Source organism: Streptomyces sp. NPDC088124 (assembly GCF_040685895.1).
Classification (GTDB): Bacteria; Actinomycetota; Actinomycetes; order Streptomycetales; family Streptomycetaceae; genus Streptomyces.
The window spans coordinates 1-17,740 of sequence record NZ_JBFBJB010000042.1; the positions used below are offsets into that span (position 1 = coordinate 1).

Annotated in this window: 15 protein-coding genes; 4 read left to right on the plus strand and 11 right to left on the minus strand. The window is 71.5% G+C overall.

Annotation, left to right across the window (positions count from 1 at the left end; all coding sequences use genetic code 11):
• Nucleotides 1–136: 136 nt before the first annotated feature.
• Entirely contained in the window at nucleotides 137–1,231 is a 1,095-nt protein-coding gene (gene dapC / locus AB0P17_RS29805) for a succinyldiaminopimelate transaminase (RefSeq protein WP_365815539.1), read from the minus strand.
• Between the two features lie 80 nt (nucleotides 1,232–1,311).
• Nucleotides 1,312–1,632, minus strand: a complete 321-nt coding sequence (gene fdxA, locus AB0P17_RS29810; protein WP_018845645.1) for a ferredoxin — start codon at nucleotides 1,630–1,632, stop codon at nucleotides 1,312–1,314.
• A 140-nt stretch (nucleotides 1,633–1,772) separates the two neighbouring features.
• Between fdxA and AB0P17_RS29815 the strand changes: the two genes are divergently transcribed.
• Nucleotides 1,773–2,870 (plus strand): GNAT family N-acetyltransferase, encoded by a 1,098-nt coding sequence (locus tag AB0P17_RS29815; protein ID WP_365815541.1) that lies wholly within the window; start codon nucleotides 1,773–1,775, stop codon nucleotides 2,868–2,870.
• A 17-nt stretch (nucleotides 2,871–2,887) separates the two neighbouring features.
• Nucleotides 2,888–3,718: a transglutaminase-like domain-containing protein gene (locus AB0P17_RS29820; RefSeq protein WP_365815544.1), complete on the plus strand. Its 831-nt coding sequence runs from the start codon at nucleotides 2,888–2,890 to the stop codon at nucleotides 3,716–3,718.
• Nucleotides 3,719–3,831: 113 nt separating this feature from the next.
• Here the strand turns inward: AB0P17_RS29820 and AB0P17_RS29825 are convergent, their stop codons facing one another.
• The 4 genes from AB0P17_RS29825 to AB0P17_RS29840 form a co-directional block, all read right to left on the minus strand.
• Nucleotides 3,832–6,012, minus strand: coding sequence for a hypothetical protein (locus AB0P17_RS29825; RefSeq protein ID WP_365815546.1), 2,181 nt, complete (start codon nucleotides 6,010–6,012; stop codon nucleotides 3,832–3,834).
• 198 nt (nucleotides 6,013–6,210) lie between these two features.
• The gene (locus tag AB0P17_RS29830) at nucleotides 6,211–6,588 is read right to left on the minus strand and encodes a DUF6113 family protein (protein WP_365815548.1); all 378 of its coding nucleotides are present in this window, start codon (nucleotides 6,586–6,588) and stop codon (nucleotides 6,211–6,213) included.
• A gap of 8 nt (nucleotides 6,589–6,596) precedes the next feature.
• Complete coding sequence (gene mshB, locus AB0P17_RS29835; RefSeq protein ID WP_365815550.1) at nucleotides 6,597–7,628, minus strand: N-acetyl-1-D-myo-inositol-2-amino-2-deoxy-alpha-D-glucopyranoside deacetylase; 1,032 nt, start codon at nucleotides 7,626–7,628, stop codon at nucleotides 6,597–6,599.
• Between the two features lie 155 nt (nucleotides 7,629–7,783).
• Nucleotides 7,784–7,978: a hypothetical protein gene (locus tag AB0P17_RS29840; RefSeq protein ID WP_365815552.1), complete on the minus strand. Its 195-nt coding sequence runs from the start codon at nucleotides 7,976–7,978 to the stop codon at nucleotides 7,784–7,786.
• A gap of 181 nt (nucleotides 7,979–8,159) precedes the next feature.
• Between AB0P17_RS29840 and AB0P17_RS29845 the strand changes: the two genes are divergently transcribed.
• A complete protein-coding gene (locus tag AB0P17_RS29845) occupies nucleotides 8,160–10,373 on the plus strand; it encodes a prolyl oligopeptidase family serine peptidase (protein WP_365815554.1) in 2,214 nt (737 codons plus the stop codon).
• Nucleotides 10,374–10,525: 152 nt separating this feature from the next.
• Here the strand turns inward: AB0P17_RS29845 and AB0P17_RS29850 are convergent, their stop codons facing one another.
• The 5 genes from AB0P17_RS29850 to AB0P17_RS29870 form a co-directional block, all read right to left on the minus strand.
• Complete coding sequence (locus AB0P17_RS29850) at nucleotides 10,526–11,572, minus strand: dipeptide ABC transporter ATP-binding protein (protein ID WP_365815556.1); 1,047 nt, start codon at nucleotides 11,570–11,572, stop codon at nucleotides 10,526–10,528.
• Nucleotides 11,565–12,569, minus strand: coding sequence for an ABC transporter ATP-binding protein (locus tag AB0P17_RS29855; RefSeq protein ID WP_365815558.1), 1,005 nt, complete (start codon nucleotides 12,567–12,569; stop codon nucleotides 11,565–11,567). The genes AB0P17_RS29850 and AB0P17_RS29855 overlap by 8 nt, the downstream gene beginning before the upstream one ends.
• A 14-nt stretch (nucleotides 12,570–12,583) precedes the next feature.
• Nucleotides 12,584–13,555: an ABC transporter permease gene (locus AB0P17_RS29860; protein ID WP_365815681.1), complete on the minus strand. Its 972-nt coding sequence runs from the start codon at nucleotides 13,553–13,555 to the stop codon at nucleotides 12,584–12,586.
• Between the two features lie 139 nt (nucleotides 13,556–13,694).
• Nucleotides 13,695–14,618 carry an ABC transporter permease gene (locus AB0P17_RS29865; protein ID WP_365815560.1) on the minus strand — a complete coding sequence of 308 codons (924 nt, stop codon included), beginning with the start codon at nucleotides 14,616–14,618 and terminating at the stop codon, nucleotides 13,695–13,697.
• Nucleotides 14,619–14,678: 60 nt separating this feature from the next.
• The gene (locus AB0P17_RS29870) at nucleotides 14,679–16,325 is read right to left on the minus strand and encodes an ABC transporter substrate-binding protein (protein WP_365815562.1); all 1,647 of its coding nucleotides are present in this window, start codon (nucleotides 16,323–16,325) and stop codon (nucleotides 14,679–14,681) included.
• A 335-nt stretch (nucleotides 16,326–16,660) separates the two neighbouring features.
• Here AB0P17_RS29870 and AB0P17_RS29875 point away from each other — a divergent pair, with 335 nt between their 5' ends.
• Nucleotides 16,661–17,674, plus strand: a complete 1,014-nt coding sequence (locus AB0P17_RS29875) for an ABC transporter permease (protein WP_365815564.1) — start codon at nucleotides 16,661–16,663, stop codon at nucleotides 17,672–17,674.
• Nucleotides 17,675–17,740: the final 66 nt, after the last annotated feature.

Sequence of the window (17,740 nt, forward strand, 5' to 3'; positions counted from 1 at the left end):
CGCGTCCTGTGCGGCTCCCGAACCGGGTCCGGTCTGCTGGACGACGACGGCACGTCGGTGCGTCGGTGCGTCGGATTGCGGCCCGGCCGGGGCCCTCCGTCCTGCGCGGTCACCCGTCACCGTCATCGGGGACGGCTCACGTCAGGCGCTTGACCGCCGCGTCGATCCGTTCGTCGGTGGCCGTCAGCGCCACGCGTACGTGCCGGTCGCCCGCCGCGCCGTAGAAGTCGCCGGGCGCGACCAGGATGCCCAGACCGGCGAGGTGCGCCACGGTGTCCCAGCAGGGCTCGTCGCGCGTCGACCACAGGTAGAGGCTCGCCTCGCTGTGGTCGACGCGGAAGCCGCCCGCCTCCAGCGCCGCGCGCAGGGCGGTGCGCCGGGCCGCGTACCGCTCCCGCTGCTCGTGTACGTGCGTGTCGTCGCCGAGCGCGGCGACCGTGGCCGCCTGCACCGGCGCGGGCACCATCATCCCGCCGTGCTTGCGGATCTTCAGCAGCTCGCCCAGGACGGCCGCGTCGCCCGCGAGGAAGGCCGCGCGGTAGCCGGCCAGGTTGGAGCGCTTGGAGAGCGAGTGGACGGCGACGAGGCCCTCGTACGTACCGCCGCAGACGTCCGGGTGCAGGACGGAGACCGGCTCGGTCTCCCAGCCCAGCTCCAGGTAGCACTCGTCGCTGAACAGCAGCACGCCGTGCTCGCGCGCCCAGGCGACGATCCGGGTCAGCTCGTCCTTGGAGAGCACGCGCCCGGTGGGGTTGGACGGCGAGTTCAGCCAGAGGAGCTTCAGCCCGGCCGGGTCCAGCGCCGTGGGGTCCTCGTACGGCACGGGCTCGGCGCCGCAGAGCCGCGCGCCCACCTCGTACGTGGGGTACGCGAGCAGCGGGTACGCGACCCGGTCGCCGGCGCCCAGCCCGAGCTGCGTCGGCAGCCAGGCCACCAGTTCCTTGGAGCCGACCACCGGCAGCACGTTCGTGTGGCCCACCCCGCGCGCGCCGAGCCGCCGCTCCACCCAGCCGGTCAGCGCGTCCCGCAGCTCGGCCGTGCCCCACACCGTCGGGTATCCGGGGGAGTTCGCGGCGTCTATCAGGGCTTGCCGGACCAGCGCGGGAACCGGGTCGACGGGCGTGCCGACGGACAGGTCCACGATCCCGTCCGGATGGGCCGCCGCCGTCGCCTTGTAGGGCTCCAGCTTGTCCCAGGGAAAGACGGGAAGGCGCGAAGAGACTGCGGACACGTGGTCACTCACTCTTTCTCGGGTGCCAAACGCCCCGGTCCCGCACGGCGGGCAGCCGTACGGGACCGGGGAGCACGCTGTCAGCCGTTCTGGGGCGGCAGCGCGGCGATGAAGGGGTGGTCGCGCTCGATCAGGCCGAGCTTGGAAGCACCGCCGGGCGAACCGAGCTCGTCGAAGAACTCGACATTCGCCTTGTAGTAGTCCTTCCACTCATCCGGGGTGTCGTCCTCGTAGAAGATGGCCTCGACCGGGCAGACCGGTTCACAGGCTCCACAGTCGACGCATTCGTCCGGGTGGATGTACAAGGACCGGGAGCCCTCGTAGATGCAGTCGACCGGGCACTCCTCGATGCACGCCTTGTCCTTGACGTCGACACAAGGCTGCGCGATGACGTAGGTCACGCTGTCGTTCCTCCTCGATAGGGCGCGGCGGGCCGATCTGCGGCTCCGTCCACGGGCGCGCGGGAGCGCGGCGTCGTCGATGCCCGCATCTAGTATCTCCGTTCTTGAGCACGAACCGAACAGGAGGGGCGGACAGAGCTGTGGAATTCACTGCGGGCGGACGGCTTGAGGTCCGGGTGACCCCTTCTGACGTGGGAAAACGTGTATCGGTCAGACAACTGACTGAAGGCGGTAAGGGCCCGGAGAAGTTCACCGACACGGTGGGCGTTCTCACATCCTGGGACGGCGGTGTGCTGCTCATCACACGACGGACCGGCGAGACCGTGCGCGTCCCGGAATCCGCGCTGGTCGCGGGCAAGGTCGTACCGGCCGCCCCGGCACGCCGCCGGGGCCCCGCGGCGTCCTTCGAGGAGCTGGCACGGGTCTGCGCGCGCTCCTGGCGGCCGGTGGAGAGCGAGCCGCTGGGTGACTGGCTGCTGCGGGCCTCGTCCGGCTTCACGCGGCGGGCCAATTCCGTGCTGCCCCTCGGTGACCCGGGTATGCCGCTCGACGAGGCGTTGGCGCGGGTACGCCACTGGTACGCGGAGCGGGGGCTCCCCGCGTACATCCAGGCCGCGACCGGCGCCGAGGGCACGCAGGAGGTGCTCTGCGCGGAGCTGGAGCGGCGTGGCTGGCGCTCGGAGGTGACGGCGGAGGTACGGGTGGGCGCGCTCGCCGCGCTGGCCGACCGGGACGTCGGCCTCCCCACCGATGCGGGCCTCTCCACCGATGCGGGCCTCTCCGCCGTACGCCTCGACCGCGCCGTCGACGCGGCGTGGCTGCGGCGCTACCAGCGTTCCGCCGGGGAGCCGGGACCCGAGGTCCGCCAGGTCCTCGGCGGCGGTCAGGAGCCGGGCGGCGGCCCCTCGGTGTGGTTCGCGTCCGTTCCCGAGGAAGGCGCCTCCGCGGCGGACGGTCCCGAGGAGGGCTCCGCCGAGGGGGGCGGGGTGCCCGCGGCGATCGGCCGGTGTGCGGTCGACGGGCGGTGGGCCGGGTTCATGGCGGTGGAGGTCGGTCCCGAGTACCGCAGGCGCGGCCTGGCCACGGCCGTGATGACCGCGCTCGCCCGGCGCGCGCTGGAGGAGGGGGCGTCCGCCGCCTGGCTCCAGGTCGAGGCGGACAACGACGCCGCGCGCGCCCTGTACGACGGCATGGGTTTCGCCGTCCATCACCGCTACCACCACTTCCGATCACCCTGAGCGGGGATACGTCGCACATGCATCCGGAATCCACCGAACGGCGTCGGCGGTTCGCCGAGGAGGCCCGCGCGGACCGGCCCGATCTGGCGACGCTCTGTCTGCTCATCGGCGCGGAGGGCGAACCGGCCCTCACCGGGCCGGATCTCGACGCGGCCCAGGCCGAGCTCGACCGGCTCGCCGGGCTGCTGCCCTTCGGCGTCGGCGGGGCGCCCGCGTGGGCGGCGGCGCTCGCGGAGCTGCTCGGCGCGCGCTGCGGCTTCCACGGCTCCCTGGCCGACTACCAGCGGCTGGAGTCCTCCCTGCTGCCCGCGGTGCTGCGGCGGCGGCGCGGGCTGCCGATCCTGCTGTCGGTGGTCTGGATCGAGGTCGCCCGCCGGGCCGGGGCACCGGTGTACGGGGTGGCGCTGCCCGGCCACTTCGTGGTCGGTTTCGGTGACCCGGCCGAGCGGATCCTGGCCGATCCGTTCGCCGCGGGCCGCCTGCTGTCGGGTGACGACGCGGATCTGCTGGTCACGAGTGCGACGGGCGCGCCGCCCGACCCGGCCGCGTACCGCCCCGCCGACCCGCTCGACATCGTCCAGCGCGTCCTGAACAACATCCGCGCCTGGGCGGCGACCCGCCCCGAACGCACCGATGTCGCCCTCTGGGCCGTCGAACTCTCCCTCCTGCTCCCGGCCCACCCGGCGCGGCTGCGCTACGACCGGGCCCAGTTGCTGGTCCGGCGCGGGGAGTTCCTGAGCGGGGCGGCGGAGATGGAGGAGTACGCGCGGGTGGTGGCGGCGGTGGAGCCCGCGACGGCGGAGGCCATCCGGGGAAAGGCCCGCGCGGCGCGGGCCATGCTGAACTGACCGCCCCCACCACCACGACGCCCCCGGTGGCCGCGTGTCCGTAACGGCCGCGCGGCCACCGGGGGCCGAGCGCTCAGCGCCGTACGACCACGCGCCCGCCGGGGGCGGAGGGGTCAGCTCGGGTTGAGGTCGATCGTCTGCGTACGCTCCGCCGGGGTCTTGCCGCGCAGCGCCGTCTGCATCACCCGCGCCACGTCCGCCGCGGAGACGGGGTACTGCTTGCCGTCGCCCTTGGTGATCGTGATGCCGTCGAAGACGCCGTCGAGGAGCTGGTCGATGGCATCCCGGTCGTAGACCTCGACGAGCTTTCCGTCGACCGCCTTCATCGAGAGGATCTTCGGCAGCGACTTGGCGGGGCCGAACTGGATCTGCTTGCCGCCCGCCTGGATGGTGACCAGGTCGGACATGGCGGGCTCGGCGAACTCCTTCATCGCCCGGTCCAGCTCCGCCTGGTCGACGGTCGGCTCGCGGGTGACGACGGGCAGCTCGATGCTGTTCGCCTTGCCCGTCTGGACCTGGGCCCGGTAGGCGTCGCGGGTCGAGATGATCGAGTGGTTGACGTCGAGCGCCTTGCCGGCCTTGCCCGGTACGGCGACGGCCTTGCCCGGCTCGAACTTGATCGTGCCCTCCGAGGCCGAGCCGGAGGCGCCCGCCAGATCGGTCAGCGCGACGCTCAGCTTCTCCTCGTCGACGGGGATCACCGGCTCGGCGACGCGTGCGCCGCCGAAGAGCGAACCGATCACCGAGACGGGGTTGTAGTCGCTGCCCGCCGCGTTGCGCACCGTCGCCTGGCTGTCCAGGCTGAGGCCCGCCTTGTCGGGGGCGAGCTCCTCCGTCGTACCGCCGATGCTGAGCCGCAGCGGGGCGGAGGCGCGCTTGCCGAGGGCGTCGTCGAGCTTGTTGACCGCCTGGTCGCGGGTGCCGCCGCCGATGTCGACGCCGAGGACCGTGGTGCCCTTGGGGACATCGGAGTGGTTCATCAGCAGTCCGGCGCCGTAGAGACCGCCGGCCACCACCACGACGGCGACCCCGAGGAGCGCCACCTTGGAGCGGCCCTTCTTGGCGGGCGCGGCCGCTGCCTTCGGCGGCGGGGCGCCCTGCCCGGTGGTACGCGCGGCGGCCTGGCCCGCGGGCGGGGTGCCGGGCCCGGCACCGACCGGGCCGGGGAAGTCGGGCGCCGAGAAGTCGTGGTCCCGGCCGAACGCGCCGCCCCCGTCGCCGCCCGGGCCGCCGGGGCCCGCGTCGGTGCGCGGAGCGCCGCCCTGCGGTCCCGATCCGGGGAACGGTGAGCGGTGCTCCGGCGGCACCACCGGGATGCCGCTGGTGAGCGTGTCGCCCGAGACATGTCCGGCGGCGCCGGGCTCCGGGGCGGGCTGCTGCGGGGTGAGCACGGCGGTGTCGTCGGAGAGCCGGGGGGCGGCGATCCGGCCCGCCCCGGGCGGGGTGGACAGGGACGCCGGCGGGGTGCCGAGCGCCGTGCTGCCGGGGACCGGCCCCGTCGTCGGACCGGTGGGCCCTGCCGGACCGGAGGCCGCGCCCGGAGGACGCGTACCGAACGGCGGGGTGGTGGGACCGCCGCCCTTCGCGAGCCCTTCGGCGGCGAGATCGCTGAGCGAGGAGCCGCCCGCGCCGGGCAGCCGGTGGGACCCGGTGGAGTAGTCGGTGCCGTTGGAGTAGTCCGAGCCGTACGGCGACTCGGAGCGGCGCTCGCCGCCCGGGTCCGTCGGGAGCGGCGGGGCCGCCGCCGTCGCCGACGCCGCGCCCGCCACGGCCGCGGCGCCCGCGCTCATGCCCGCCGCCGTACCGGCGCCCGCCTTGCGCGGTGCGAACCAGTCGCTGGTCGGCTTGGAGCGGTCGTCGCCGCCCTCGCCGCCCTCGCCGCTCTTGTCGGCCTGGCCGCCCCTGGCCGCGGAGCGCTGCTCCCCGACGAGGTCGATCGGCCGCGTTTCGGACATGTCCGGGGCCGCCGTGACCTTCGGGGTGCCGCCGGTGCGCTCGCGGACCGGGACGCCCCGCCCCTCGGTGCTGTCGACGTCGCTCATGGGCGTACGCATCACGACGGGCGGGATCGGCCGCGAACCCGGGATGTTGATCCGGATCCGGGTGGTCAGCGTGGTCTCGGTTCTGGGCTCGTCCGGCTGTGCGGCGGGCGCGGTCTCTGTCTCCTCCGGAGCGTCCTGCTGGGGATGCAGCGACGGATACTGGCGGGATCCGTACGGCGGTGTCCCCGAGGGGTACGCGGCTCCGCCGCGCCCCTGCGGCCCGGAGGACGAACTGTCAGTTTCACGACTCAAAGCAGGTTCTCCCGGTTGGCTCCGCCGCCCGTTCTTACTGGTACTCAACTGTTCAGGTCCCCCACAGCCGGAGAGCCGGGGGGAAGGCCCGGAGCGCGCACCACCATACTGGCCTCCAACGACGGAGACCCGACGACCGTGAGAAGCGATGCTGCGCCGACCGTACGCGCATGGTCAACTCGGCGGCTGCCTGGCGCGTCACTTCCCAAGTCGGCCGGACTTCGTGCCCGGTTGCGGCAACCGCGACATCGTGGCACACATCACAGCCAGCACCATGCCGCCGAGCAGGTAGACAAGGGGCCCGGCACCTGCGGCGAAAGCGGCGTCGCCCTCCGCGCGGCCCATGCTCAGCCCGATCGTCGCGATCAGCCAGCCGGCCGCGGGCGCCCCCAGTCCGAGTTGCGTACCGGTCGCGTACAGCCCGCCGAGGAAGAGCCCGGCCGTGGCGAGCAGGCCGAGCACCAACCCGCCCGGGAACCAGCCGCCTTGAACGAGGGAACCCGCGATCCCGACGAGCCCGCCGAGCACCAGCAGCGCCAGATATGCAAGCAGTGCGCCCGGCTTACCTGTGGTCATGTGTCCGCTCATGTGTTCGCCTCGGCGCGCGGCCCGGCGTCCGCCCCGGCGTGCGGACCGGCGCCCGCTCCGGTGTGCGAACCGTCCTTCGGGCCGGCGACTCCCCCGGCACCCTCAGCACTCCCGGCGCTCTCGGCTCCCTCAACTCCGGCGATTCCGGCGATTCCGGCGAAGAGGTCACTCTCCCACTCGCCGGTGGGCGCTCCGGACGTGCCGTGCACCAACTCGTAGTACTCGGCGGCGAAGATCGGCTGACCGAGATCGTTGGAGAGCGCGAAGAAGGGGCCGTCCACGGCGATCTGGGTGGCGTGGGCGCGCATCGCGGCCGCCTTCTGCCGGGCGTAGGGCGCACCGTCGACCGCCGCGGTGATCTCCTCGTCGGTCACGACGCCCGGAATGTCCTCGATCTCCGCGATGCCCGGGAAGTCGGCGCCGGCCGCGCGCAACCGGGCGAAGCCCTCCTCGGCGACGGAGCGCGGCACCCGGTTCCAGTAGATCTTGTCGACGGCGTGCGCCGCGCCCAGCTCCGGACGGTAGGCGGGGTCGGCCGCCAGCTCGGCGGCGCGCATCGCGACGCGGTGGGCCTGGATGTGGTCCGGGTGTCCGTACCCGCCGTCGGGGTCGTACGTGACGAGCACCTGGGGGCGCACCTCCCTGACCACCTCGACGAGGTGCGGAGCCGCGTCGTCGACGCCGGTGCCCCAGAACGCGCCCTCGCGGTCGTTCTGCTCCAGGCCCATCATCCCGGAGTCCCGGAACCGGCCGGGGCCGCCGAGGAAGCGGTGGTCGGTGACGCCCAGCTCGCTCATCGCCTCGGCGAGTTCGCCGAGGCGGTGGAGACCGAGCCGGTCGTCCCGGCCGGCCGCCAGGTGGGCGAGTTCGGGCGGGATGACCTCACCCTCCTCGCCGAGGGTGCAGGTCACCAGCGTGACCAGGGCGCCCTCGGCCGCGTACCTGGCCATGGTGGCGCCGTTGTTGATCGACTCGTCGTCGGGGTGCGCGTGCACGAGCAGCAGACGACGGGCGGGGAGATCGGTCATGGGGACAAGCCTACGAGGCCGCGCCGACAGTCGGCGGGAGGCGTGTGCGGGCAGCGGTCGGCACCCCTCGGCCGGTGGGCGGTGACGGAACCGAGGGGTGGGACCGGATCGTTGAAGCGCTCAGCGAAGATTGGCCGATTGCGGACGGCCAGTGGCTAGAACTTGATGCCACCGATCATGCCGGCCACGTTCGTGGTCAGCTCGCTGATGGTGGGAGCGATGGAGGAACTGGCCATGTAGAACCCGAGCAGCATGCAGACCACCGCGTGTCCCGCCTTGAGTCCGGACTTCCGGACCAGCAGGAAGACGATGATCGCCAGCAGCACCACCACCGAAATCGAGAGTGCCACGGCGGTTCACCTCCATAGATATTCATTCGGGAAAACGCAGCGTGCATGTGCCCGGCTCATTCATACCCAGCTATCGCTACGGATCATAACTATCCGTTCGTACGCATCGATCGGTGCACGGCAGCACACGGGGGCGCACGGAACCCGGCCGCCGGGATCGCGACGCGCTAGGTTCGGGCTCATGACCATGAGGCAGCAGCACTCGTCCCCTCGTCTCTCGTCCCCTCCTCCCTCGTTCCCCCGTCAGCACGCCAGGACGCAGCGGTTCACGCTCGGAGCCCCCCGGTCGTTCACGGTCTCCCCCGACGGGACGCGGGTGGTCTTCCTGCGTTCCACCTCGGGGACGGACCGCGTGAACCGCCTCTGGGTGCTCGACCTGGACGACTCCGCGACGGCTCCGGGGGACGCCCGGATCGCCGCCGATCCGGGGGTACTGCTCGGCGGCGCCTCGGAGCGGCTCTCCGCGGAGGAACGGGCCCGGCGCGAACGCAGCCGAGAGGGCTCTGGAGGCATCGTGGGGTACGCGGTGGACGCGCAGGTCGAGCTCGCCGCGTTCGCCCTCTCAGGGCGCCTCTACGCGGCCGAGCTGCGCGCCGGGACGGCGCGCGAACTCCCCGTACGGGGGCCGGTGATCGACCCGCGCCCCTCGCCGGACGGCCGGCACATCGCCTATGTGGCCGGTGGGGCGCTGCGGGTCGTCGGGGCGGACGGGGAGGGTGACCGCGAACTCGCGGGCCGGGAGAGCGCGGAGCCCGCCGCGAACGCGGATGTCACCTACGGTCTCGCGGAGTTCATCGCGGCCGAGGAGATGAGCCGTACCCGCGGCTACTGGTGGTCGCCCGACTCCGACCGGCTGCTCGTCGCGCGCGTGGACACGGCCGGGGTACGGCGCTGGTGGATCTCCGACCCGGCCCACCCGGACCGGGAGCCCGCCCAGGTGCCCTATCCGGCGGCCGGTACCCCCAACGCCGACGTACGGCTCTTCCTGGTGCCGTTGGCGGACGGCGAGGAGACGGACGGCTCCGGTACGCCTCCCACGGAGGTGACCTGGGACCGGGGCACTCATCCGTACCTCGCCCGCGTCCACTGGTCCGCCGGGGGCTCCCCGCTGCTGCTCGTCCAGAGCCGGGACCAACGCAGCCACCTCTACCTCGCGGTGGACCCCGCGACGGGCGCCACCCGGACCGTGCACCGGGACGAGGACCCGGTGTGGCTCGAACTCTCCCCCGGGGTGCCCGCCTGGGCGCCGGACGGCCGGCTCGTACGGCTGGCCGACGAGGGCGGCGCACGCGTCCTGATGGTCGGCGACCGGCCGCTGACCGGGCCGCAGTTGCATGTGCGGTCGGTGCTGGACATCGGTGAGCACGACGTCCTGGTCTCGGCGTCGGCCGGCGCGGAGGCCGCGGATCCCGAGACCGGCGAGATCCACGTGTACCGCGTCAGCGGGCTGGGCACCGAGCGGTTCTCGGCGGGCGCCGGGGTCCACTCGGCCGTGCGCGCGGGCGAGGTGACCGTCCTCGTGTCGGCGCGCCCCGGGACCGCGGGGGCGTCCGTGGAGGTCTTCCGGGACGGCAAGCGGCTCGCCTCCGTCGCCTCGTACGCGGAGCCTCCGGCGCTCACGGCGCACGCACGGCTCACGGAGGGGGGCGCACGGCGAATTCCGTGCGCCGTTCTGCTCCCCACGGGCTACCAGGAGTCGGACGGTCCGCTCCCGGTGCTGCTCGACCCGTACGGAGGTCCGCACGGTCAGCGCGTGGTCGCCGCCCAGAACGCGTACCTCACCTCCCAGTGGTTCGCCGACCAGGGGTTCGCGGTGCTCGTCGCGGACGGCCGCGGCACCCCCGGCCGCTCCCCCGCGTGGGAGAAGTCCATCCACCGGAATCTGCTGCTCACCCTGGACGACCAGGTCGAGGCGCTGCACGATCTCGCCGGACGGTTCCCGTTCGACCTCGGCCGGGTCGCGATCCGCGGCTGGTCGTACGGCGGCTATCTCGCCGCGCTCGCGGCGCTGCGCCGCCCCGATGTCTTCCACGCGGCGGTCGTGGGCGCGCCGGTCACCGATCTGCGGCTCTACGACACCCACTACATGGAGCGCTACCTCGGCACCCCGCAGGAGGCGCCCGAGGTGTACGCCGCCAACTCGCTGGTGACGGACGACGGGCTCTCGTCCCCGGCGGAGCCCGCGCGGCCCATGATGATCATCCATGGCCTGGCCGACGACAATGTCGTCGTCGCCCACGCGCTCAGGCTCTCCGCGGCGCTGCTGGCGGCGGGCCGGCCCCATGAGGTGCTGCCGCTCACCGGAGTGACGCACATGACGCCGCAGGAAGAGGTCGCGGAGAACCTGCTGCTGCTCCAGGTCGACTTCCTCAAGCGGTCACTGAGCCTGCCGTAGCACGTCCACCGCACGGCAACCGGCCGGGACTCCTGGAAGTCCCGGCCGGTTTACGGCACCCGCACGGCCGTACGCTCCACAGACTGACGGGTCCGTATATCGGTACCGGGTCCGCCAAGTTGCCTTCGTGTTAACGAAATTGTTGTGCTTTATCAGCCTTTCTCCGTCCCGGAGCCCACAGAAACGATCTTTCGCTCCTCCGCGAAGTGGCAGGCCGAGGGGTGCGCGGCCGGCCCCGCCGCCGTCCGGAAGGCCTCCGGGACGGTGAGCGGCGGCACCTCCCGCACGCACCGGTCCTGCGCCTTCCAGCAGCGGGTGCGGAAGCGGCAGCCGGACGGCGGGTTGGCCGGGGAGGGGACGTCTCCGGAGAGGATGATCCGCTCGCGGCCCTCGCGGGCCTCCGGGTCGGGGACCGGGACCGCCGACAGCAGCGCCTGGGTGTAGGGGTGCGTGGGGTGGTCGTAGATCTGGGTGTCCGTACCGATCTCGGCCAGCCGCCCCAGATACATGACGCCCACCCGGTCGGAGATGTGCCGGACGATCGACAGGTCGTGCGCGATGAAGACGTACGAGAGGTTGTACTCGTTCTGGAGCTTCTCCATCAGGTTGATGACCTGCGCCTGCACGGAGACGTCCAGCGCCGAGACCGGCTCGTCGGCGACGATGACCTCCGGCCGGAGCGCGAGGCCGCGGGCGATGCCGATGCGCTGGCGCTGACCGCCCGAGAACTGGTGCGGGTAACGGTTGATGTACTCCGGGTTGAGCCCCACCACGTCCAGCAGTTCCTGGACCCGGCGCCGCCGGTCCCCCTTCGGCGCCGCCTCCGGGTGGATCTCGTACGGCTCCCCGATGATGTCGCCGACCGTCATCCGGGGGTTGAGCGAGGTGTACGGGTCCTGGAACACCATCTGGATGTTCCGCCGCACCGCCTTCAGCGCCCGCCCCGACAACTTCGTGATGTCCTCGCCCTTGTACCGGATCGCGCCGGACGTCGGCCGCTCCAGATGGACCAGGAGCTTCGCCACGGTCGACTTGCCGCAGCCGGACTCCCCCACGATGCCCAGGGTCTCGCCGGGCGCCAGGCCGAAGGAGACGCCGTCGACCGCCCGCACCGCACCGATCTGCCGCCGGAAGAGGATGCCCTGGGTCAGCGGGTAGTGCTTGACCAGATCCCGTACCTCCAGGAGGGGTTCAGCCATCGAGCGTCTCCTTCCAGAAGTGGCAGGCGCTTCGCCGCTCCCCGGCCGCGCCCTCGTCCTCGTCCTCGTCCTCCCGCACCTCGTACAGCGGCGGCACCTCCGCCCGGCACACGTCCCGGGCCCTCGGGCAGCGTGGATGGAAGGCACACCCGGGCGGGACGCGCAGCAGGCTGGGCGGCAGGCCCTTGATCGCGTACAGCTCCTGGCCCTTCTGGTCCAGGCGCGGAATCGAGTCCAGCAGACCCCGCGTGTACGGATGCGCCGGCCGCTGGTAGATCTCGTGCACCGGGGCCGTCTCCACGATCCGGCCCGCGTACATCACCGCGATCTTGTCCGCCACGTCGGCCACCACACCGAGGTCATGGGTGATCAGGATCAGACCCATGGTGAACTCGCGCTGCAACTCGGCCAGCAGATCCATCACCTGCGCCTGGACCGTCACGTCGAGCGCCGTCGTCGGCTCGTCCGCGATGATCAGATCCGGCTCCAGCGCCAGCGCCATCGCGATCATGATCCGCTGACGCATACCCCCGGAGAACTGGTGCGGGTAGTCGTTCACCCGGTCCTTCGCCGCCGGGATACGCACCCGCTCCATCAGCTCGACGGCCCGCACCCTCGCCTGCCTGCGGCCCGTTCCCCGGTGGACCTCGTACATCTCCCCGAGCTGGGCGCCCACGGTGAGCACGGGGTTGAGCGAGGAGAGCGCGTCCTGGAAGATCATCGCCATTCTGGCGCCGCGGATCCTGCGGCGCTGCTCCTCCTTGAGTTTCAGCAGGTCCTGCCCCTGGAAGAGCACCTCGCCGCCCGCGATCCGGCCGGGCGGCGTGTCGAGGATGCCCATGATCGCCTGCGCGGTCACGGACTTGCCCGAGCCCGACTCGCCCAGCACGGCGAGGGTTTCGCCCGCCGCCACCGCGTACGTGACGCCGTTGACGGCCCTGGCGACTCCTTCGCGGGTGTGGAACTCCACCTGCAGATCGCGTACTTCGAGCAACATCGGCAGGGGGCTCCTCAGCGCAGCTTGGGGTCGAGGGCGTCGCGTACCGCGTCGCCGAGCATGATGAACGCGAGCACGGTGACCGCCAGCGCGCCGGCCGGCCAGAGCAGCATGTGCGGGGCGTTGCGGATGTACGGGGAGGCGTCCGAGATGTCGATCCCCCAGGAGACCGTCGGCGGTTTGAGGCCCACCCCGAGGTACGAGAGGGTCGCCTCCAGCGCGATGAACGTACCGAGCGCGATGGTCGCCACGACGATCACCGGCGCGACCGCGTTGGGCAGGACGTGCCGCAGCATCATCCGCGGGCTGGAGGCACCGAGCGCCCGCGCCGCCTGGACGTAGTCGTTCTGTTTGACGGTGATGACGGAGCCGCGGGCGATCCGGGAGATCTGCGGCCAGCCGAGCAGCACCATGAAGCCGATCACCGGCCAGACGGTGGTGCTGGTGACCACGGACAGCAGCACGAGGCCGCCGAGGACGACGGGGATCCCGAAGAAGATGTCGGTGATCCGGGAGAGGACCGCGTCCCAGGAACCGCCGTAGAACCCGGCGAGCCCGCCGAGGACCGACCCGGCGACGGCGACCCCGAGGCTGGCGAGGACGCCGACGACGACGGAGGTCCTGGCGCCGTAGACGGTACGGGTGTAGACGTCGCAACCCTGTCCGTTGAAGCCGAAGGGGTGGCCGGGCCGGGAGCCGTCCTGCGCGTAGGCGAGGTCGCAGGAGAGCGGGTTGCCACTGGCGATCAGCGACGGCCAGATCGAGATGATCACCAGAAAGACGATGACCAGGCCGGAGAGGACGAAGACGGGGTTGCGGCGCAGATCCCGCCAGGCGTCGGACCAGAGGCTGCGCGCCCGGCCCACGGACCCGCCCACGGCCCCGCCCGCCACAGGACCGCCGGGACCGCCGGGACCGCCGCCCCGCGCACCGCCCTGCCCGCCGTCTTCCTCCAGGGTGAGCCCCTCGCTCGTGGCGAGGTCCATCGCGCCGCCCGCGCCGGTGGGGGCGATGGCTCCGGAGCCGGACGGGAGTTCTCCGGAGGCCGGATCGGGTGGGCCGCCGGGGCCGCCGGGGCTCGGGCGGCGGCGCTGGGCGCGCTGGGGGCGCTGGGGGCGCTGGGCGTCAGGCATACCGGATCCTCGGGTCGAGTACCGCGTACAACAGGTCGACCAGCAGGTTCGCCACCAGGAAGACGATGACGAGCACGGTCACGAAGCCGACGACGGTCTGGGTGTTCTGGCGCAGAATGCCCTGGTAGAGCTGGAATCCGACGCCGTGGATGTTGAAGATCCGCTCGGTGACGATGGCACCGCCCATGAGGGCGCCGATGTCCGTACCGATGAAGGTGACCACCGGGATCAGTGAATTGCGCAGCAGATGCCTGACGACCACCCGCCGCCGTGGCAGCCCCTTGGCGACGGCCGTACGGACGTAGTCGGAGCGGGCGTTCTCGGCGATCGACGTCCGGGTGAGCCGGGTGACGTATGCCAGGGAGACCGAGGCGAGCACCAGCCCCGGCAGGATCAGCTCGCCGAGCGGCGCCGTCGGGGAGACCGAGGGTTCGATGATCTTCCACCGGACGCCGAGGAGGAGCTGGGCCAGCAGTCCGGTGACGAAGGTCGGCACGGAGATGACGACGAGCGTCAGCAGCAGGACGGAGGTGTCGACGGGGCGGCCCCGGCGCAATCCGGTGACGACGCCGAAGACGATCCCGATCAGGATCTCGAAGAAGACGGCGACGAGCGTCAGCCTGATGGTGATCGGGAAGGCGGAGGCCATCAGGTCGATGACCTTCTGCCCGTTGAAGGCGGTGCCGAAGTCTCCGGAGAAGACATGGCCCATGTAGGTGAGGTACTGCTGCCAGACGGGCTTGTCGAGGCCGAACTCCTTGCGGAGCTGGGCCTCGGTGGCGGGGTCGCACTGCCGCTCGCCGCAGAGGCCCGCGATGGGGTCGCCCATCACATTGACCATCAGGAAGATCAGCAGCGTCGCGCCGAAGAAGACCGGGATCATCTGGAGCAGACGCCGGATCACATAACGTCCCATGCAGGGCTCCGGGGGAAGAGGCGAACGGTGGCCGCGGGGATCTGGGGATCCGTCCCTGCGTCAGTGGACGGTGATCTCGTTGTAGACCGGGACGCTGAACGGGTTGAGCGCCACGTCCGAGACCCGGTCCGAGTAGCCCGCGCTGCCGTTCTGGTACCAGAGCGGGATGGCCGCCATCCGGTCCCGTACGACTCCCTCGGCCTGCTGGAACTTCTCGATCGCCGGCTTCGGGTCGGCCTCGGCGTTGGCCTCGTCGATCAGCCGGTCGAACCGGGCGTTGCTCCACTTCCCGTCGTTGGACGAGGCGTTGGTGTAGTAGAGCGGCTGGAGAAAGTTCTGGATCAGCGGGTAGTCCATCTGCCAGCCCGCGCGGAAGGGCCCGGTGAGCTTCCGCTGCCCGATCTTGTTGCGGAAGTCCGCGAAGGTGCCGACGGCGCTGCCGACGCACGCCTTGTCGTTGCCGAGCGCGTTGTTGATGCTGTTGCAGACGGCGTCGACCCACTCCTTGTGGGAGCCGGTGTCCGCGTTGTACGTGATCGTGAGCCGGCCGCGGGGGATGCCACCGCCCTCCCGCACCAGCTTCCGCGCGGCGGCCGCGTCGTACACGCACGCCGCCCCGCAGAGCCCTGCCTTGTAGCCGCCGTCCGCGCCGAGCACCGGTGAGGTCCAGTCGGTGGCCGGGGTACGGGTCCCGCGGAAGATGGTCCCGGTGATCTGCTCCCGGTTGATCGCCCGGGAGAGCCCGGTACGGACCTTGACGGCCCCCGGGGTGTTCCACGCCTTGTCGTAGTAGGGGAACGCGAGGGTCTGGATGATGCCGGCGGGGGTGTTGAGGTAACGGCCGCTCAGATCGGACTTCACGTTCTTGAGCTGCGAGGCCGGGATGTCGTCGACGAGGTCGAGATTGCCCGCGACGAGGTCGGTGTAGGCGGTGTTGTTGTCCGTGTAGACCACGAGGTCCACGCCCCCGTTGCGCGCCTTGTCGGCGCCCGGGTACTCCTTCCAGGTGCGCAGCGACATCTGGGAGCCCTTGGTGTACCGCTCCACGGTGTAGGGGCCGTTGCCGATCGGCTTGGCGAGCCAGGCCGCGTGCTGGTCGTAAAAGGCGCGGGGCAGCGGTGCGAAGGCCGCGTACCCGAGGGTGTCGGGCCAGGTGGAGAAGCGTTGCGAGAGCGTGACGGCGAAGGTCCGCGGGCCGGTGACCTTCAGCCCGGAGAGGGTCGCGGCGGTCGGCGCCCCGGAGGCCGGGTGGACCTTGTCGTACCCGTCGATGTACTGGAAGAAGTAGGCGTTCTTCTGGTTGTTCCTGAGGTTGGCGCCGTAGTTCCAGGCGTCGACGAAGGACGCGGCGGTGACCTTCTCGCCGTTGCTGAAGGTCCAGCCGTCCTTGACGGTGACGGTGAAGTGCCGTGAGTCCGTGGTCTCGATCGTCTCGGCGAGTTCGTCCTCGGCCTTGCCGGTCCTCGGGTTGTACCGCTTGAGCCCGCGGAAGATCATGTCGAGGACCTTGCCGCCCTGGACCTCGTTGGTGTTCGCGGGTTCCAGCGGGTTCTGCGGGTCGCCCCAGGAGGAACGCACCACGCCCTCGGCGCCACTGCCCATGGTGCTGTCCCCGCCGCCGCAGGCCGTCGCCGCGAGGACGACGGCCACCGCGCACGCGGTCCACCCGGCTTGCGCGACTCGAACCGTGTGCGTAGCTCCTCGCATCGATGTGCCTCCTCGGGTGCTGGGCTCGACCGGGCCTCAATATCCACCCATAGGGCGCAATACGGCTATTCGACTCACCTGAACGGTCGGATCCGCCCTCCGGATGTACGCATGCCGGAGCCGGCCGCGGCCATGCGCGCGAAAGACGGACACCTCTCGCTCCGGTCATGACCGCAGCGCATTCGCACCAACGGTTGGCCATGCACGCACCAAGCCGCAAAAGAGGCATTCAAGGCCACGAAGAATTCATTGACTGTGCACATACCGATTGAAAAAGTCCGATTGGTCCGCGGGTCTGACCGCGGAGTTTTCGATCTCTTTCGGCCAGGAGCATCATGACCTCCGCGCCCTCTCCGGTCACCGCACCGTCCGGCACCGCTCCGTCCGGCACCGCTCCGCCCGGCGCCGGGGCGGCCGGCCGCTCCCCGGGACAGCTCGCCCGCCGCCGTTTCCGGCGCGACCGTACGGGCGTTGCCGCCGCCTGCGTCGTCGCCTTCTTCTTCGCCGTGGCCGTCTGTGCCCCGCTGATCGCCCGGCTCTACGGGAAGAACCCGTACGACACCTACGGCCAGGACACCCCCGGCCTCCTCGACGACTTCGGCTTCCCGGTCCGCCCCAACGGCGGTATCAGCGGCACGTACTGGTTCGGCGTCGAACCCGGGCTGGGCCGGGACGTCTTCACCTTCCTGCTGTACGGGATCCGCAACTCACTGCTGATCGCCACCGTGACCACGCTGCTCGTGGCGGTGTTCGGGGTCGCCATCGGTGTCACGGCCGGATACCTCGGCGGGCGCCCGGACTACCTCGTGGGCCGGGTCATCGACATCCTGCTGGCGTTCCCCTCGACGCTGTTCTTCATCGCCTTCTGGCCGGTGCTGATCTCGATCCTGGTCCCGCCGGAGGAGAACACCCCGGTCTGGCTCACCGTCACCAGCCTCATCTCCGTGATGACCGCCTTCGGCTGGGCGCCCATCGCCCGGCTGCTGCGCGGCGAGGTACTCGCCCTGCGCGAGCGGGAGTTCGTGGAGGCGGCGAAGGTGACCGGCGCGTCCCCTGCGCGGATCATCTTCAAGGAGCTGCTCCCCAACCTGTGGACGCCGATCCTCATCCAGGCGACCCTCGCGCTCCCCCTCTTCGTCACCACCGAGGCGGGCCTCGCCTTCCTGGGCGTAGGCCTCAGCTCACCGACCCCCGACTGGGGCGTGATGATCCAGCGCGGCGCGAACGTCTACCAGGACGACATCACCTTCCTGCTGTTCCCGGGGCTGGCGATGGTGATCTTCGTGATCGCCTTCAACCTCCTCGGCGACTCGGTACGCGACGCACTGGACCCGAGGACCGGGCGCTGACCCCCTCCTCGACACGACACGACCCGGCACGGCACGGCACCGCATCGACTCCACCTCGAACTCGAC

What these genes read in the sequence shown, in the direction of transcription:
- AB0P17_RS29850 (WP_365815556.1), bottom strand. Translation starts at nt 11,572, where the DNA reads ATGGCTGAACCCCTCCTGGAGGTACGGGATCTGGTCAAGCACTACCCG.
- AB0P17_RS29860 (WP_365815681.1), bottom strand. Translation starts at nt 13,555, where the DNA reads ATGGACCTCGCCACGAGCGAGGGGCTCACCCTGGAGGAAGACGGCGGG.
- AB0P17_RS29830 (WP_365815548.1), bottom strand. Translation starts at nt 6,588, where the DNA reads ATGACCACAGGTAAGCCGGGCGCACTGCTTGCATATCTGGCGCTGCTG.
- mshB (WP_365815550.1), bottom strand. Translation starts at nt 7,628, where the DNA reads ATGACCGATCTCCCCGCCCGTCGTCTGCTGCTCGTGCACGCGCACCCC.
- AB0P17_RS29845 (WP_365815554.1), top strand. Translation starts at nt 8,160, where the DNA reads ATGACCATGAGGCAGCAGCACTCGTCCCCTCGTCTCTCGTCCCCTCCT.
- AB0P17_RS29875 (WP_365815564.1), top strand. Translation starts at nt 16,661, where the DNA reads ATGACCTCCGCGCCCTCTCCGGTCACCGCACCGTCCGGCACCGCTCCG.
- AB0P17_RS29855 (WP_365815558.1), bottom strand. Translation starts at nt 12,569, where the DNA reads ATGTTGCTCGAAGTACGCGATCTGCAGGTGGAGTTCCACACCCGCGAA.
- AB0P17_RS29865 (WP_365815560.1), bottom strand. Translation starts at nt 14,618, where the DNA reads ATGGGACGTTATGTGATCCGGCGTCTGCTCCAGATGATCCCGGTCTTC.
- AB0P17_RS29820 (WP_365815544.1), top strand. Translation starts at nt 2,888, where the DNA reads ATGCATCCGGAATCCACCGAACGGCGTCGGCGGTTCGCCGAGGAGGCC.
- AB0P17_RS29870 (WP_365815562.1), bottom strand. Translation starts at nt 16,325, where the DNA reads ATGCGAGGAGCTACGCACACGGTTCGAGTCGCGCAAGCCGGGTGGACC.